Source organism: Nitrosomonas sp. PY1, from assembly GCF_022836435.1.
Taxonomy (GTDB): Bacteria; Pseudomonadota; Gammaproteobacteria; order Burkholderiales; family Nitrosomonadaceae; genus Nitrosomonas.
Window position 1 is genome coordinate 1,741,310 of record NZ_BQXC01000001.1, and the last position, 16,036, is coordinate 1,757,345.

Sequence of the window (16,036 nt, forward strand, 5' to 3'; positions counted from 1 at the left end):
TCTGAATCCACGAGACTTTTTATTGCACAGTTTTACTGCGGCGATAAAAGCAGCCGATCCCTTGCTCCTTGTTCCACAGTATTTACCTAGGCCACCTAAAGGGCGAACTTTCATCGTAGGAGCTGGCAAAGCCTCTGCTGCAATGGCGCTTGCCACAGAAAATGCTTGGCCACAAGACATACCGTTAGAAGGTATTGTTGTCACGCGTTATGGACATACGCTACCCACCCGAAGAATCAAGATCATAGAGGCCAATCACCCGATTCCGGATAGCAATGGTGAACACGCTTCAAAACAAATAATGTCCGCCATCCAAGCACTTCATGCTGAAGATTTGCTGCTGTGTTTATGGAGTGGCGGCGGCTCAAGCTTGCTACCTTTACCTATTTCAGGTGTCTCACTACAAGATTTACAATACGTCACTCGCCAATTACTCAGTTGCGGCGCCAATATTCAGGAAATCAACACCGTCCGCAAGCACTTATCGGCAATGCAAGGTGGAAGGCTTGCCGCTGCTTGTAAAGCCCCTATTCTCTCGTTGATCATTTCCGACGTTACCGGAGACGCTGCCACACATATCGCATCGGGACCTTGCGCACCCGACCCGACGACCTGTGCCGATGCATTGGCTGTGATTAACCGCTACAATCTTCAGGTATCCTCGAACATTCGTGAAGTATTATTCGATACAACAAACGAAACACCCAAACCCGGTGATGCAGTTCTCAATCACGTCAAAAACCAAGTGATCGCAACAGCCCGCCAGTCTCTGAATGCCGCCACACAACATTTTCGTAGCATCGGTATTCATTCCCTGATATTAGGCGATACTGTCACCGGAGAAGCACGAGAAATCGCAAAATCCTATGCTGCTTTAGCGCGCGAAATCCGCTTGCATCCGCAACAAAATATCAAAGCACCTATCGCATTACTATCAGGTGGAGAAACTTCCGTCACGATCAAAGGTCATGGGCGTGGCGGACGAAACACGGAGTTTCTGCTCTCCTTATTGATTGCGCTCGATGGAGTCGAGAATGTCTATGCATTAGCTTGCGATACGGATGGAATCGACGGCAGCGAAAATAATGCCGGCGCAATAATTACACCCGATTCCTTAACAAAAGCACAACGGCAACAGCTAGATCCAACTGCGTTTTTATGCAACAACGATGCATACACCTTTTTTGCCCGATTAGATGACTTAGTGACAACCGGGCCCACCTTTACCAATGTCAATGACTATAGGGTCATTCTCTTGCTATAGCTTATAGTTTTTTACGCAAACGCTTGATACCATAAAAAATAATCAAAACTACGATTGGAATAGCGATACCCGTTAACAATTCTACATTGATATCATTGCCAGCCGCTTTGAGTGCTTTGAATCCATACCCTAATATACTCAACAAATAATAACTCAATACCACGACCGACAAGCCTTCCACTGTTTCTTGCAAACGCAATTGCAAGTGCGCGCGCTGATCCATCGATTTCAGCAAATCCCGAATCTGTGCTTCCATCGACAAATCGACTCGCGTTCTTAATAAAGCCGTTGCACGCTCTAAACGGGTCGACAATATTTCCAATTTAGAATGAACGAGTTCACACGTTCCCATAGCCGATGATAACCGTTGAATCATAAACTCCTGCAACATCTGCAATCCTTCGATGCGTTCCTCGCGTAGCTCGGTGATACGCAGCTTCACAATATCGTAATAGGCACGGGAAGCATTAAAACGATGACTCGTTTGCGCAGATAGGCGTTCGGTTTCGGCAGCCAATTTGGTCAATTCATAAAGCAAGCGTTGCTCATCTTCAATACAGCTTGCTTTGACGCTATCGGCTGTTATTTCAGCCAGTCGTTGATCGGCGCGCGCCAACTGCGGAATGATGGTTCGGGTAATCGGCAAAGGCAACATCGCTAACATGCGATAGGTTTCAATCTCCAGCAAACGCTGTATCAACCGCCCCACCTGGCGACTACGCAAGTTTTCGTCATGAATTAAAATGCGCCCAAAACCATCTGCATGAATTTGGTTGTCACTCCACACCGTCGCGGCTCCACCTGCAACCTTCGAACCGATCACCGTTCCTGACGTAAAAAACGCTGACAATTCATGCAAGCTTCGTTTTGGGCGTGTTCGATCTTCCAGCACGATATGCGCTGCCACCAATAATTCACCGGGTAAACGATTCAACCAATCTTGCGGTACATATTGAATAGCTGGATGTTCGAAAGGTACTTCAAAGAATTGCGTGCGATAAATCGTATACGTTGAGTACTCGGTATGCCGCTCCCAGCGTAAGCGAAACTCACCACAATCCACGCTGAATTCGTTTTCATGCGCACCCGGAGGGTTGACTTGGAAACGCGTACATAACTCATCAATCAACTGCCGCTCTTGTTCTATCCAATGGCGGTCCGATAATAAAACCAAATGCGAAAGCTGCAATGGCGGCACCAGCAGTTCATACACAACCGCATTGAGTTCCGCATGCAGTTCCTGTCGCCCCGTATATTCAGGAATTGTAAGTGTTATAGCATTCGTAGCCGGAGTCGGTTGAATTGGTGAAGGTGCTGTTAAATTCACTAAATGACCCAATCATGTTTAATAGATCTCATAGTGTAATGCAGAATCATTGCATTGCCATGACCATATGATAGAAAAAATTGGTTGCGATCATTCTGTCAGAATTACGCCGGAACGATAGGGTTGCGACATTTTGCAAAGATCGCGTGGTCCATGCAACAGCGGTTGATCAATAGCTTTTACGCAAAAAACGAAGTAATGGAATGGACGAGCCATGATCATTTCTGGTGTATGACAGGAGAAGAAAGCAATGTAACCCGTTGGTAGAGATCTCGGCAGATCAACCAATAAAAAAGGAAGCACCGCAGTGACAGATAATAATATTGTCTCTAGACTAGCAGAAGTAATATGTTAGTCTAGAAAGATGTTAAGAAATAGTAAATTAAGTGACTATTCAGTTAAAAAAATAATTCAATGCTTTTGCATTGATATACCTGCCAGCAAAGCGGCACTGCTGTTGGGCAAAAATCGTAACACGATTAATCGTTGGTATGGCATATTCAGGCAAGCAATATATGGCCATCAGACAGCGCTAAAAGACAAGTTGTTAGGTAGAGTGGAAGTTGATGAAAGCTATTTTGGTGCGAAACGTCACCGTGGTTATCATGGCAAACTCAAACGCGGTCGCGGCACATTAAAACAACCCGTATTTGGTGTTTTTGAGAGAGACGGCAGGGTATACACCGAGATAGTACCGGATTGTAAGCGCTTGACTTTGCAAGCGGTAATACTGGGTAAAGTATCTATTGAAAGTGTCATTTATAGTGACGGCTGGCGTGGTTATAATGGTTTGGTAGATGTAGGTTATTCCAAGCATTTTCGAGTATCGCATGGTAACAATGAATTTGCCCGGGATGGCCACTGCCACATTAACTGTATCGAATCGTTCTGGAGCTTTACCAAGCGACGGCTGGCAAAGTTTAACGGCGTATCAGTTAACTTTGAGCTGCATTTAAAAGAATCTGAATGGCGATGGAAAAAGCAAACGGGTGCGGCGGGTTACATCATATTCAGAAAAACTCATAGCCATCGCTTCAATACGGTTGTTTTAAAACATTATTGTAACGCCAGATCCTATAATCTGTAGTAGTTCAGACGGCCTGTTGAAAAACAGCTGATTTTATGCTCAGGCTGGTTTATATAGAAAAAGTTCGGATATGTGCTTAAAGTAGGACTGATAGTTTTGTGCACTCAATATTTCTTTTCTGAAATACGGATATCTTCTTAGATACCAATAAATATCAAATAATTGCTTAATGATTCGCTTAATATTCTGGGCCATTGCAGTCATCAGAGCTTGAATCGATACTTTTTGTAGTCCCCGGTAACGGGCACGCCTTAGTCCATGGAATTGCTTGGCTTCAGCGAATAACCCTTCTATCGTCCACTTTCGCAGTATCATCTTGGAGATAAAGGCCTTGGTTTCCTGCCGTGCACGAACCTTATCGATTTCCTGCTGATGCGGACTCCGATAGACAAATCGAGCTCTGCTTTTGGCCGATTCCGGTAAGCAATCAGTTCGCCTGGGACACATGCGGCAGTGTCCGCCCATGATTCGGTATCGTTTGATCAGCCCGTTATCCAATTTTTCATACGGATAGAGAAAATATCCTTCTGGACATTGGTATCGATCAGTTTGACCGTGATACTTGAACGTAGTGGGCGTGAGTTTGCCGTTACCAAGGCGAGCATCGTGCAGGGGTATATAAGTGCGTATTTTGCGTTGCCTGAATGAACTATAAGTGGGTCCCCGGCCATATCTACGATCAGCAATCACTTCTTGAACGTCAAAACCCATCTCATTACATAAATAGTCGATTCTGGCAGGAAGTATAGGACCTTCATGGGTAGCGCCCGTTGTGGTATAGCAATCGGTAATAATTCGCGTCTTTACATCAGCGCTATAGTGAACCTTATATTTAAGACCGCCCTCAGTGCCTTTACGATATACCATTGTGGCATCCGGGTCTGAGGCACTGACATGGGTCTGATTGGCTACCCGGCGTTTGCGTTTTCCATGCTGAAAATCATGATATTGCTTCTCATATTGCTTTAAAACTCTGGCGTCAGGGTCGGTATCCTCGCGCTTCACCAAGGAATTCATGGAGGCGTTAGCTTTCACGAGCGTCGCATCAGCAACAATTTGCTTGCCGGTAAATCGACCTTGCTTTTGCCATTGCAGCAGTATCAGTTTAAATATTTGTCGGTATCTGGATTCTCCCATTCTGTCCCGTATGCGGGTTAATGAGGAGTGATGCGGTACAGGCAGGTCAAGGGGGAGCCAACAAAACCAGCGATATGCCAAATTTAAGTGGACATCACGGCAAAGCTGGCGGTCAGACTCAATCCCAAACAGATAACTGATCAATTGCATCCGAAAAAACAATACCGATCGATGGAAGCTCGTCCATTGTCCAAACAGTAGAGCTCTCCTGTCAGATCATACAAAAAGTCTAAATCTAATAGCTTATCCACCTTACGTAACAAATGATCCTTAGGAATGAAGCTTTCCAGATCTATCGTCGAGAATAATTCCTGTTGATGCGTTTGCTTGCCTTGCATTGATCTTTATCGGCAGTAGATAGTGAAGCTCCTATTTTATTATTAACTCAACGTAGTATTTGGGGTTTTTCAACAAGCCGTCTGAATTACTACACGTTAGTATCGTTTTGGCCTGTACTACATTTGGCATTTCTGAGACCTGCTATCGTTATCGGCCGGTTCTCAACGATGAGAACAAGGAAATCCCGGTTGGTTACTACGTTTGACGGCTTGCTACAAGCGCTGGGACTTTGGTTTATGTTTCCTTTATTTGCGTAATATGAAGGGTTTTGGATGGAATCACAAACGTGAGGCCTTTGCACGGTGGAAAGCAGATTTAGCTGCGCAATGCGGTACAATTTGTTTTTGAATTTTACGAGAAATATCTCTTTGTGCTTGTTGATTCATCAACGATTCCTTGAAAACAGTTCAATTTATCAAAACTGTTAACCGAAGTCGTAAGATTCATAATTCAGCTTTGCCTAATAACACGCCATTTTAGTTTTTTGTATCTTATTTAAAGTAAGCGGTATTGACCAATCAACATCAAAACGTTAACATCACTCTCCTTATCCGTTCCCTGATAGCTCAGTCGGTAGAGCGACGGACTGTTAATCCGCAGGTCCCAGGTTCGAGCCCTGGTCGGGGAGCCATTTAACTCAGAGAGTTAGCTGACTTAAAGCTCTGATTAACATCTTTAGCGTGACAAGAACGTGACAGCGGAATTACTTTGCTGTCTCTTCCCGTTTCAATCCTAGACGCTGCAAACGCAAGATTCTCAGTCGCAAACTTGGCATAACGATCCACCATATTGCGTGATTTCCAGCCGCCCAAGTCTTTTAGTTCATCACAGCTCGTTCCAGCCTGCCGATGCCATGAAGCCCAGGTATGCCGTAAATCATGAAATCGGAAATCTTCCAATCCTGCTTTCTTAATCGCATTCATCCAAGCCGTATTGGTTAAATCCCAAAGAATCGGCTGATTGCGATAAGTAAAACAAAACTGCTCATGCTTACCCACTTGTTCCTGTAAAACTAATATCGCATCCGCATTTAACGGAACGCCTCTCGGCGTGCCATTTTTAGTACGACAACCATGCAGTATGTCGATCTAAATCGACTCGATTCCACTCCAATCCGGTTATCTCACGCGCCCGGCAATCTGCTTCGGTAATCCCCCCAAAATTAGAGGAGCAAAGCAGTAGAATTTTCTATTAATTTATAAAGACAGGAAATTCTACGATGAAGAAGTCAAGATTTAGTGACAGTCAGATCATGGCGATACTGAAGCAGGCTGAGGCAGGCGTTCCGGTGCCTGAATTGTGCCGTGAACATGGCATGAGTAATGCGACGTTTTATAAATGGCGCAGCAGATATGGCGGCATGGATGCGTCGATGATAGCCCGGCTCAAGGAACTGGAAGAAGAGAATAAGCAGTTGAAGAAGATGTATGCCGAGGAACGGTTAAAATCCGAGTTACGCAAGGAGGCACTCGAAAAAAAGTGGTAGCGCCCAGGCGGCGGCGCGACATGGCTAAACAGCTTGTTCAGCAGGGAAAGGTTAGTATCCGCCTGGCTTGCGAAACTTATGGTGTCAGCGAGACGTGTTACCGTTATCAAGCTAAACTCAGTACGGATAACTGTCTAATTGCTGATTGACTGTTTCGGTTGACACATCACCAACGAAACTGGGGGTTTGGTTTATGTTTTCTGTATTTGCGCAACGTGAAAGGTTTTTCCTGGAATCACAAGCGTGTTTACCGTATTTATCGGGAACTGGAGCTGAATATGCGGATCAAGCCGAAAAAGCGGCTCAAACGTGACAAGCCGGAAATGCTGGCGGTACCGTTAGCAATCAATGAAACCTGGTCAATGGACTTTATGCATGATCAACTGGGGAATGGCAGCAGCTTTCGGTTACTCAATATACTGGACGACTGTAACCGTGAGGGGTTAGGTATCGAAGTGGATTTCTCCTTGTTTGCGCAACGCGTCATACGCACACTGGAGCACCTGATCGAATGGCGCGGCAAACCCAAACGGATTCGCTGTGACAACGGCCCTGAATACATCAGCGGCGTACTCGCTGTCTGGGCGGCAAAAAACGGCATACAGCTGGAGTTCATACAACCCGGAAAACCTCAGCAAAACGCATACATTGAACGTTACAACAGAACTGTACGGTACGACTGGCTGAGCCATCACCGCTTTGAATCAATCGCCGATGTTCAGGACTTTGCAACTCAATGGTTGTAGATTTATAACCATGAACGGCCTAACATGGCCATTGGAGGAATCACACCAAAACAAAAACTCGATCAATTAAAACATTAACTCTACTTTTAACTTCGGTTAATAATGGGAGGATTACCCCACTACATTTTTCTTACAGAAAAATTCTTCAAAAACTGCTATCTTGTAACTTGTGCATTAGCAGCTCCCCGTGTTACTTGAGCGGGTTCCCGTCTAACTGGTAATCGGTACGAATGTCTCAATTATTTTTATTTGTTTTTTGAACTAACCATGTATAGGGAAGAATGAAAACATCATGTTTCACGCTGTAATGATAATGCTTGTTGTTTTGTCTCTTTTTTTTCTCAGTGCTTGCGCGTCAAATGAGCCATATATCAAGCATAATACAAAAACTGAAGAAGTAATAAATGAAAAAGACTTACCTCCTAAAGTTTCGCAGGCTTTATCAAAGGAATACAGCAAGGAAGGATTAGTCTATAAGCGAAAACGAAAAGATGGCGTAACTGGTTACGTGATAGAATATAAAAAAGACAAGGAGAAGTTCGCTATCGCATATAGCGAAGATGGAAAACTCCTAAAAGAAGAAAAAGAAATAGAATTCTCAGATATACCTCGTAGTATCAGAACATCTGTTGACAAAAAAATATCCTCATATTATCCCGGCTACAAAATTATCTCAGTCGAAAAGGCTTACATACATCAAGAGATGTTATTGGAAATTGTTTTCTCCCATCCAGAATCCGAAACAGGACTTGTTGAAGCAGCTTTCGGATATCGTACTGGTACCTTTAGAGAGTTTATAAATATAAAAATGGAATCCATCGAAACTCTTTACTAAAACGTTAGTCACCATTGATACTCTTATAATTTGTGAAGGTTCGCTTACGTCTATTTGTTACATTTCTGATCTTTAGCGGTAGTGTTTGCGCAGAAACACAATCGAATTATGGAATCCGGTCCCAAATATCTATAACCAAAGCTGTATCCGGTCGATGGGATGTGAATTTTTATGGCTCGGATAGCGCTCTCATAGATGAAAAATCTCATGGGCACGAGAAATCACTCTCTGATTTGCAGCAAATGTTCCAAGTCAGTCCAATTTATAAATATAGTCCTAATTTTAATTTTGTCTTTTTAGGTTATACCTATCAAGGATCTGGTTTTTTCTTAAAGGACTCTGCTTATGAGAACCGACTCTTCCAGCAAGTTGTTTATAGAAAAAATTCAGATTTTGGAGTGTTTACTCATCGAGTGCGTCTTGAAACAAGATTTATTCAGAATGAAGAACCTAATGAATCGCTAGTAAGCACAAGGCTTCGTTATCAGCTTGGATTTCTCATGCCACTAAAAGGCGACAGAATAGAGAATGGAAAATTTTACTTAAATGCTTACAATGAATTTTTCTTCAACCTCACAGGAGCTGGGAATTCCGTGTTTAACGATAATTGGAGTTATATCGGAATTGGCTATAATACGTTGCGGTATGGGAAGTTTGAGACGGGCCCTTTAGTGCAAAGGGCCGTTATTAATCACCATCATGATGTACGTTATACCACGATGTTACAAGTTAATTGGTCATATGATTTTTGATCTAGCAATCAGGGAGCAAAGAAGAAAAACCAAACCCCAAATAACTTTCCATAAGGTTTACTGTATTAGATTTGATATACGCTCAATACCATCATAGTTAGTCATTTTCAGCACCCAGATTTATCCAGCTGGGTAATCTACAGTGATTACCCAGATTGAGAAGGTTTGTCACCAAGTTTTTCGCTATGCGATTAAATTAGAATCTAAATTACAAAATCCGGAACGTGTATTTTTTCTTTATTCGGAGAAAATAGGTTTATCCTTTTCGGTTTAATGAAAATTGTGTCGTTTTTTACAAACTGCAGTTCACGAAATTGCTCTTTACTTATTTCAACCCGAATAGGAGTTTTTTCCCTATCGTTACTACGTGTCACTTCTAACCTAACAATCGGACCCAATGCCGTAACCTGATTCACTTTGGCTGCTATGCCCGTTTCATCGCCATTTGCTCTCAGAACTTCTATTTCATGCGGACGAATATACGCGATAGCAGCGGTTTCTTCGTCACTTGCCAAATGTCCGTGCGTTTTAATTTCAAGATCATCAATCCAAAGCCGGCCGCGGTGTAATCGGCCATGAAAGGAATTTACGTTACCAAGGAATTCGTATACGAATGGACTTGCTGGATGTTCATATACTTCATCAGGCGTACCGATTTGCTCGATTTTTCCTTCATTCATGACTACAACCCGATCAGCGACTTCAAGGGCTTCCTCTTGGTCGTGAGTTACAAATATACTGGTAATATGCATTTCATCATGCAATCTTCTTAGCCATGACCGCAATTCTTTCCGAACTTTCGCATCCAAAGCACCAAAAGGTTCGTCCAGTAGCAATACACGCGGCTCGACAGCCAATGCTCTTGCCAATGCAATGCGTTGACGTTGTCCTCCGGAAAGCTGATGTGGATAACGATCAGCTAACCAATCCAACTGAACCAGTTGCAGTAATTTTATTACCCGCGATTGTATCTCTTTATTGTTAGGTCTAAATTCCTTAGGCCTAACACGTAAACCGAAAGCGACATTTTCAAAAATAGTCATATTGCGAAACAATGCATAGTGCTGAAAAACAAACCCTACTTGGCGTTCACGCACATGTTGATCAGTAGCATCTTTCCCATGGAACAACACTTGCCCGCTATCAACGGTCTCAAGTCCCGCAATTACACGCAACAAAGTGGTTTTTCCAGAACCAGAAGGTCCAAGCAGGGCTAGTAATTCACCTGCATTAACTTGCAAATTGACATCCTGTAACGCTGTAAAATTGCCAAACTTCCTGGACAGATTTAGAACTTCGATACTCATTTTTCACCTCGTTCTTTTAAATTCTTTTTATTATGAATTTCAATCAGTGTTTTTAAGACTAGAGTAACCAACGCCAGTAAAGCGAGCAGCGACGCTACAGCAAACGCTGCTGCAAAGTTATATTCGTTGTACAGTATCTCAACATGGAGAGGCATGGTGTTAGTACTTCCTCGAATATGGCCAGAAACTACCGATACGGCACCAAATTCTCCCATCGCTCGGGCATTACATAGAATCGCACCATACAATAAACCCCATTTGATATTCGGCAGCGTTACTTTATAGAAGGTTTGCCAGCCGCTAGCTCCCAGAACCACCGCAGCCTCTTCTTCCTCTGTGCCTTGCGCTTGCATGAGAGGAATTAACTCCCTCGCAATAAAAGGAACCGTGACAAATACAGTTGCCAAAACGATTCCTGGAACAGCAAAAATAATCTTCATATCATGTTCTACTAACCATGATCCAAACCACCCTTGCAATCCAAACACCAGTACATAGATCAATCCGGAAACAACAGGAGAAACCGAAAAAGGCAGATCAATCAAAGTAATCAGCAAATTTTTACCACGAAACTCAAACTTGGCAATCGCCCACGCCGCCGCGACCCCAAAAACCAAATTCAAAGGCACAGCAATTGCTGCTACCGTTAAAGTTAATTTGATAGCGGAAAGCGCGTCGGGATCAGTAATTGCAGCCAAATAAACATCCACTCCTTTTTTGAAGGCTTCATAAAATACTGAAATCAATGGAATAAACAAAAATAATGTTAGAAACACAAACGCCAAAGCGATTAGCAACCATCGTACCCAATCAGGTTCTTGCGTTGCCCGCTGAATAGACGTTTGCGGAAGTGCAGAGATACTTGTGGTCATTATATTTTTCTCATGTTTTACTACTGCGTCGACGACTCCACCATTGCAGTAGATTAATGATTAATAACAAAGTAAATGAAATTATTAACATCACTACAGATAGCGCGGTAGCGCCTGCATAGTCGTACTGCTCCAGCTTAGTAATGATTAATAGGGGTGTGATTTCGGAGACCATTGGCATATTTCCAGCAATAAAAATAACCGAGCCATACTCGCCGATAGCACGTGCAAAGGCGAGCGCAAATCCTGTCATCAATGCTGGGAAAATTACCGGAAAGATCACCCGTGTAAATGTTTGAAACCGATTAGCACCGAGCGTGGCTGCGGCCTCTTCCAACTCGGCCTCAATGTCCTCGAGCACTGGTTGTACAGTACGTACCACAAAAGGAAGGCCGATAAAAGTTAGCGCCACAAAGATACCCAGTGGAGTAAATGCCACTTTGATACCTAATGGCTCTAGAAATTGACCAATCCAACCATTACCTGCATACAAAGCCGTCAATGCAATACCGGCAACCGCTGTTGGCAATGCAAAGGGTAAATCGACCAAAGCATCGACAATTTTTTTTCCGGGAAAATGGTAACGTACCAATACCCAAGCCACGAGTAAGCCAAAAACTACATTCATAGTTGCTGCTGCCAATGATGCGCCAAAGGTTAAACGATAGGAAGCCATCACCCGTGGTGTTGTGACAATAGACCAGAATTCAGGCCATGTCAGTTCAGCCGTGCGCAAGAATGCAGCCGACAAAGGAATTAGTACGATTAAACTCAAATATACTAAAGTGAATCCAAGTGCCAGATTAAATCCTGGCAAGATGCTGTGCTGCTTTAAAGTAACCAAATCTGACTCCTATTACTTTTGTTGTTTTTGTTGTAAATGCGTATAAATTGATGGTGAACTCAGAGTTTCTAAAACCGGCAAAGCATCAATGCTTCTGATTGCTTGTTGTGGTTCGCTGAGTAAATTTCCTTGCAAATAATCCACCTTTGCTCGCAACGCAGCGGCTAATTCGGCAGATGTTACAATTTCACCTGCTAGCAATTTTGCGTCGAAGCTATGAACCGTATCTATCAGCTCGTTAATGGATTCATGTTTCAGTAAATCGTAAGCGCCGATTCGTACGATATCTGGATATAAGCTTCCTAACTCCACCATCCAGTCACTTCGAGTGCCGCTGTAATTGGCTGCGATTTGATAGCCACGAGACCGATAATTAGCGATGACATGCTGCAGAAGTTTCCAATTTCGATTCACGATTGCCGGGATTTGTATGACAACTTGTGATGTCCTCACCCCAATCAAATCAAGAAAATTCTCAAATGCCTGCCCATGATCGTCTTTAACGCTCTCCAATAAGCGCGGATGCACATCGACCAATAAATGGGTTAATTTGGAAGTATTATTAAGATGATAATTGAGCGCATGAATTACCCGGCACAAACGATCCAATCCAACAAGTTGTTCGTCTTTAGATGCTAAAGAAAAAAAAACCTGCCATGGCCAAAGCGCTACATCTTCATCCGATTTAGACCGGATATAGGCAGCGTGACCAATAGTTTTGTTTTGATCAACGCTAAAAATAGGCTGAAAAACACTTGTTAGCTCGCAATGGTAAAAAAATCCACTGATCCAATTATTCTCACCACGTTTTAGCGAGTAATCTGTCGCGGATTGAATAAGTTCAAATTCATCTTTACTGCTAGAAATAGTATGTGCAAGTGCGTTCATGATACTTTCTCCGTCGGAACTGCTATCAACATCGTTTGATTTTTCAGTAATGGTCCTATGAGGACTTCAATAACTGAGTCTGTTCGCTGTCAGTAAAATCACAACAATACTTTTCACTTGTTTCATACATATTGCGTAATTTGTGCTTCAGCTCATTAACAGAGCGGCGGCAAAAAATTAATGGGATACTACGTTGTTTCGCTTTCTTTTTTATTGAGTAAGCAAGGCTGTGACTGATATAGTCGCAAATCACAATTACTATCCGTATTTCATTAGAAAACACGCGGCTATTAAACTTTCTTTTGCGACCATCCCAATGCTCGACAGGCATAGCGTGCTGCGTAGCAAACACTTGTATGAACGAAGCAATATAATCCCCCCCGACGATTAGAATGGTCATGATTAATCCTTTTTTGTGAGTGCGTGAAGCGTGTTGCTATTTCAAGTAAATCTGATCAAATGTTGCGCCATCGGCAAAATGAAGCTTGTGCGCATTTTTCCAGCCGCCAAAAGCTTCATCGATCTTGAATAATTCAATTTTGGGAAATTTACTTGCAAATTTCTCCGCAATTTTTGCATCGCTTGGCCGGAAGAAATGCTTACTCGCTATTTCTTGGCCTTCTTCTGAATATAAGTACTGGAGATAAGCTTCCGCAAGCTCACGTGTGCCACGCTTATCAACGACTTTGTCGACTACTGAAACTGCAGGTTCTGCAAGAATGCTCAGCGATGGAACTACAATTTCAAATTTATCTGCGCCGTATTCTTTTAATGCCAAAAAGGCTTCATTTTCCCAAGAAATTAAAATATCTCCCACACCTCTCTCGACAAATGTAGTAGTTGATCCACGCGCACCCGAATCTAAAACCGGGACATTTTTATAAATCGATCCAACAAAATCTTTTGCCTTATCTTCCCCGTACTTTCTTTTACCATACTCCCAAGCAGCAAGATAATTCCATTGAGCGCCACCAGAGGTTTTCGGGTTTGGAGTGATGACGGAAATGCCCGGCCGTGCTAGATCGTCCCAATCCTTAATGCCTTTGGGATTACCTTTTCGAACTAAAAAAATGATCGTCGAAGAGTATGGCGTACTGTTGTGAGCTAAACGTTTCTGCCAATCTTCTGGAATCAGTTTGGCACGCTCGGCAATCGCGTTAATGTCATTTGCTAAAGCAAGCGTTACAACATCCGCCTCTAAACCGTCTATGACCGATCTGGCTTGTTTTCCTGAGCCACCATGCGATTGTCGAATCGTGACTTTTTCATTTTTTTGGGCCTGCCAATGTTTGGCGAATGCCGCATTAAACTCTTGATATAACTCACGAGTAGGATCATAAGAAACATTCAATAGTGTTTTTTCTGCCAACACGTTGCTTGTAATAAATAAAGCCATAGTGAATAAAATTGTTGCAAGCCAAATTTTGGTTTTCATCATTTTTCCTTTTTATTAAAATTTGAAAGTACCTATAACAAACTGATTAATACTTCAAAGTATAGAAAATCCGTGTCTCCTGAACGTTGGTCGACGCAAGGTTGTTGGTGAAGCACATCGCAAGAATTTGCTGCAATTCGGTTTTTGACAAAGTCTCCCGCCGTAAAATGGGTGTAACCCAAGATGGTATTAATTCGTGGTGTGGGTTGATAGCGTATGCGTCCTTCGAATGCATGGCCACCGAAATCACCACTTTGTCCAGTGCGGTCGCGATTGAATCCGGGGTCTTTAACGGTGTTACTGATATTGCCATCGAGAATATCGAACATGCGATCGGTTCTACTAGCCAGCCAATACGCACCATAACCAAGCTCAAACCCGATTTTCTGAGTCGGAGAAGCTTCAAACCTGATTTTCGGGGACTTAAGATTCTCATAGATCACATAGTGATCGGCTGACCAAGGTCGTGCAAACCCAAAGAAGCGATCAAAACGGTTGTCGACATTGTCGTTGGGATTCTTGTCACCGGTGGCATAACCATAAAACAACCCAACCCGAGGCTTCCATGCGTGGTCGAAGTTTTTACCGATCTCGATGGTATACCCATGTGCATCCATACGATTAGTGCCTGAATACCCTAGTTGCTGGTTATAACTAACATCGAAATCGAAGAAATTACCTACTTTCCCGTAAGCGCGGAACCCGGGCATATGAATCTCTCGATCCAATCGGTTGGTTGCAGTAAAGCCGTCCGGATCCGCTGTTTGCTTTTGACCCAAATAGTAAGGCTGAATGGTAATGATGTCAGACCATTTACGCCAAGTGCCGATGGCACCGAAGAACCATAGATGATGATTAGCTTTATCAAACTTAGTTTGCAATCGTCGAACGGGTTGCATGCCAAATAAATCAAGCTCCCAGTCATTGGCTTCTTTTCCTAGAGTAAGTCGGAAGCCCTCGAAGCTGTTGGTCGTATTGCGCCATTCATTTCTAGCGATAAAACGACGATCGGTAGCTTCATAAGCAAAACGGCCAACACGAAACCTGATTGGGCGGTCTTGATTTCGATTATCTACACCCAATCCCCTTTTAAAATACAACTCTCCGTATGCATTAATAAGGTCATATTCATTCCTTTCCTGATCCGTACGGACATACTTACTGTTATAAGATCTGGAGTCTTGGAACTCAACCGCAAACCGGAATGGATCCAGGATATCTTTGATACCGATCCACGCACGATGACGTAAAAAGAAGGGATTGTCTGTTCCGCCTTCAATACGCCGTATGTCATCATGGCGCATCTCATAACGTGTACGGTGCTCAAGACCAACCTCTAACCAATTGATATTATTATATCTCTCTACCCCAATTTCACTTAATTTCCGCACATAGCGAGGAGGGTCAGAATCTGGATTGGTAGCGTAGCTATTCGAGCGCTGGTGATAGCTAGTAGTGATTTGTTTATTTGCAGCAGGTACGATAGTAGGCAGAGATTTTTCAACCTCAGCAGATTTAGCATCTTGTGAAGATTTTTTATCGGCCGTTGCATTTTTGTTGGCGCTATTTGCTTGAACAATTTGCACAATGTCCTGTTGCATTGCTTGAAAATCAATGGATTTTTTTTGATCGGATGCAGCATGATTAGAGCTTATAAAAAGTATGCTCAATAAAACAATCTTCCAAAAAAGATTCAATAACCTCATTTTGTTATTCC

General features: G+C 43.0%; 15 protein-coding genes, 1 tRNA gene and 3 pseudogenes. 7 read left to right on the plus strand and 12 right to left on the minus strand.

Annotation, left to right across the window (positions count from 1 at the left end):
• Position 1: 1 nt before the first annotated feature.
• Positions 2–1,264, plus strand: coding sequence for a glycerate kinase (locus tag W03_RS08025; RefSeq protein ID WP_244073715.1), 1,263 nt, complete (start codon positions 2–4; stop codon positions 1,262–1,264).
• 1 nt (position 1,265) lies between these two features.
• Here the strand turns inward: W03_RS08025 and W03_RS08030 are convergent, their stop codons facing one another.
• Positions 1,266–2,591: a DUF3422 family protein gene (locus tag W03_RS08030; protein WP_244072478.1), complete on the minus strand. Its 1,326-nt coding sequence runs from the start codon at positions 2,589–2,591 to the stop codon at positions 1,266–1,268.
• Between the two features lie 90 nt (positions 2,592–2,681).
• Positions 2,682–2,807, minus strand: a complete 126-nt coding sequence (locus tag W03_RS13395) for a hypothetical protein (protein ID WP_279600027.1) — start codon at positions 2,805–2,807, stop codon at positions 2,682–2,684.
• A gap of 148 nt (positions 2,808–2,955) precedes the next feature.
• On the opposite strand from W03_RS13395, the gene W03_RS08035 reads away from it, so the two are divergent.
• Positions 2,956–3,678: an IS1595 family transposase gene (locus W03_RS08035; protein WP_244072479.1), complete on the plus strand. Its 723-nt coding sequence runs from the start codon at positions 2,956–2,958 to the stop codon at positions 3,676–3,678.
• A 39-nt stretch (positions 3,679–3,717) separates the two neighbouring features.
• Here W03_RS08035 and W03_RS08040 read toward each other — a convergent pair whose 3' ends face one another.
• Positions 3,718–4,965 carry a transposase gene (locus W03_RS08040; protein ID WP_244072480.1) on the minus strand — a complete coding sequence of 416 codons (1,248 nt, stop codon included), beginning with the start codon at positions 4,963–4,965 and terminating at the stop codon, positions 3,718–3,720.
• The gene (locus W03_RS08045) at positions 4,956–5,153 is read right to left on the minus strand and encodes a hypothetical protein (RefSeq protein ID WP_244072481.1); all 198 of its coding nucleotides are present in this window, start codon (positions 5,151–5,153) and stop codon (positions 4,956–4,958) included. The genes W03_RS08040 and W03_RS08045 overlap by 10 nt, the downstream gene beginning before the upstream one ends.
• 95 nt (positions 5,154–5,248) lie before the next feature.
• On the opposite strand from W03_RS08045, the pseudogene W03_RS08050 reads away from it, so the two are divergent.
• Both W03_RS08050 and W03_RS08055 read left to right on the plus strand, forming a co-directional pair.
• Positions 5,249–5,442, plus strand: a pseudogene (locus W03_RS08050) (IS3 family transposase); the annotation flags it as partial.
• Positions 5,443–5,709: 267 nt separating this feature from the next.
• A tRNA-Asn gene (locus tag W03_RS08055) sits at positions 5,710–5,785 on the plus strand.
• 1 nt (position 5,786) lies between these two features.
• Here the strand turns inward: W03_RS08055 and W03_RS08060 are convergent.
• Positions 5,787–6,291, minus strand: a pseudogene (locus W03_RS08060) (site-specific integrase); the annotation flags it as partial.
• Positions 6,292–6,373: 82 nt separating this feature from the next.
• Here W03_RS08060 and W03_RS08065 point away from each other — a divergent pair.
• From W03_RS08065 to W03_RS08075, 3 genes and pseudogenes are all read left to right on the plus strand, one after another.
• Positions 6,374–7,464 (plus strand): annotated as a pseudogene (locus W03_RS08065) (IS3 family transposase).
• 214 nt (positions 7,465–7,678) lie between these two features.
• Positions 7,679–8,221: a hypothetical protein gene (locus tag W03_RS08070; protein WP_244072482.1), complete on the plus strand. Its 543-nt coding sequence runs from the start codon at positions 7,679–7,681 to the stop codon at positions 8,219–8,221.
• A 161-nt stretch (positions 8,222–8,382) separates the two neighbouring features.
• Positions 8,383–8,973 (plus strand): DUF2490 domain-containing protein, encoded by a 591-nt coding sequence (locus W03_RS08075; protein WP_244072483.1) that lies wholly within the window; start codon positions 8,383–8,385, stop codon positions 8,971–8,973.
• 203 nt (positions 8,974–9,176) lie between these two features.
• Here the strand turns inward: W03_RS08075 and W03_RS08080 are convergent, their stop codons facing one another.
• Genes W03_RS08080 through W03_RS08110 form a run of 7 tightly spaced genes read right to left on the minus strand, consistent with a single transcriptional unit; the run spans position 9,177 to position 16,025 of the window.
• Positions 9,177–10,280, minus strand: coding sequence for a sulfate/molybdate ABC transporter ATP-binding protein (locus W03_RS08080; protein WP_244072484.1), 1,104 nt, complete (start codon positions 10,278–10,280; stop codon positions 9,177–9,179).
• Entirely contained in the window at positions 10,277–11,152 is an 876-nt protein-coding gene (gene cysW, locus W03_RS08085; RefSeq protein ID WP_244072485.1) for a sulfate ABC transporter permease subunit CysW, read from the minus strand. Before cysW ends, W03_RS08080 begins: the two co-directional genes overlap by 4 nt.
• Before the next feature lie 10 nt (positions 11,153–11,162).
• A complete protein-coding gene (gene cysT, locus W03_RS08090; protein WP_244072486.1) occupies positions 11,163–11,996 on the minus strand; it encodes a sulfate ABC transporter permease subunit CysT in 834 nt (277 codons plus the stop codon).
• Positions 11,997–12,008: 12 nt separating this feature from the next.
• Positions 12,009–12,884 carry an EAL domain-containing protein gene (locus W03_RS08095; protein WP_244072487.1) on the minus strand — a complete coding sequence of 292 codons (876 nt, stop codon included), beginning with the start codon at positions 12,882–12,884 and terminating at the stop codon, positions 12,009–12,011.
• 55 nt (positions 12,885–12,939) lie between these two features.
• Positions 12,940–13,284 (minus strand): DUF2325 domain-containing protein, encoded by a 345-nt coding sequence (locus tag W03_RS08100; protein WP_244072488.1) that lies wholly within the window; start codon positions 13,282–13,284, stop codon positions 12,940–12,942.
• Between the two features lie 36 nt (positions 13,285–13,320).
• Positions 13,321–14,319: a sulfate ABC transporter substrate-binding protein gene (locus W03_RS08105; protein ID WP_375792731.1), complete on the minus strand. Its 999-nt coding sequence runs from the start codon at positions 14,317–14,319 to the stop codon at positions 13,321–13,323.
• Between the two features lie 32 nt (positions 14,320–14,351).
• Positions 14,352–16,025 (minus strand): alginate export family protein, encoded by a 1,674-nt coding sequence (locus W03_RS08110; protein ID WP_375792717.1) that lies wholly within the window; start codon positions 16,023–16,025, stop codon positions 14,352–14,354.
• Positions 16,026–16,036: the final 11 nt, after the last annotated feature.

Bases quoted from the DNA above. Each gene is read 5' to 3' on its own strand.
- W03_RS13395 (WP_279600027.1), bottom strand. From the start codon at position 2,807: ATGGCTCGTCCATTCCATTACTTCGTTTTTTGCGTAAAAGCTATTGAT.
- W03_RS08035 (WP_244072479.1), top strand. From the start codon at position 2,956: ATGTTAAGAAATAGTAAATTAAGTGACTATTCAGTTAAAAAAATAATT.
- W03_RS08040 (WP_244072480.1), bottom strand. From the start codon at position 4,965: ATGCAATTGATCAGTTATCTGTTTGGGATTGAGTCTGACCGCCAGCTT.
- W03_RS08045 (WP_244072481.1), bottom strand. From the start codon at position 5,153: ATGCAAGGCAAGCAAACGCATCAACAGGAATTATTCTCGACGATAGAT.
- W03_RS08070 (WP_244072482.1), top strand. From the start codon at position 7,679: ATGTTTCACGCTGTAATGATAATGCTTGTTGTTTTGTCTCTTTTTTTT.
- W03_RS08080 (WP_244072484.1), bottom strand. From the start codon at position 10,280: ATGAGTATCGAAGTTCTAAATCTGTCCAGGAAGTTTGGCAATTTTACA.
- cysW (WP_244072485.1), bottom strand. From the start codon at position 11,152: ATGACCACAAGTATCTCTGCACTTCCGCAAACGTCTATTCAGCGGGCA.
- W03_RS08095 (WP_244072487.1), bottom strand. From the start codon at position 12,884: ATGAACGCACTTGCACATACTATTTCTAGCAGTAAAGATGAATTTGAA.
- W03_RS08100 (WP_244072488.1), bottom strand. From the start codon at position 13,284: ATGACCATTCTAATCGTCGGGGGGGATTATATTGCTTCGTTCATACAA.
- W03_RS08105 (WP_375792731.1), bottom strand. From the start codon at position 14,319: ATGAAAACCAAAATTTGGCTTGCAACAATTTTATTCACTATGGCTTTA.
- W03_RS08110 (WP_375792717.1), bottom strand. From the start codon at position 16,025: ATGAGGTTATTGAATCTTTTTTGGAAGATTGTTTTATTGAGCATACTT.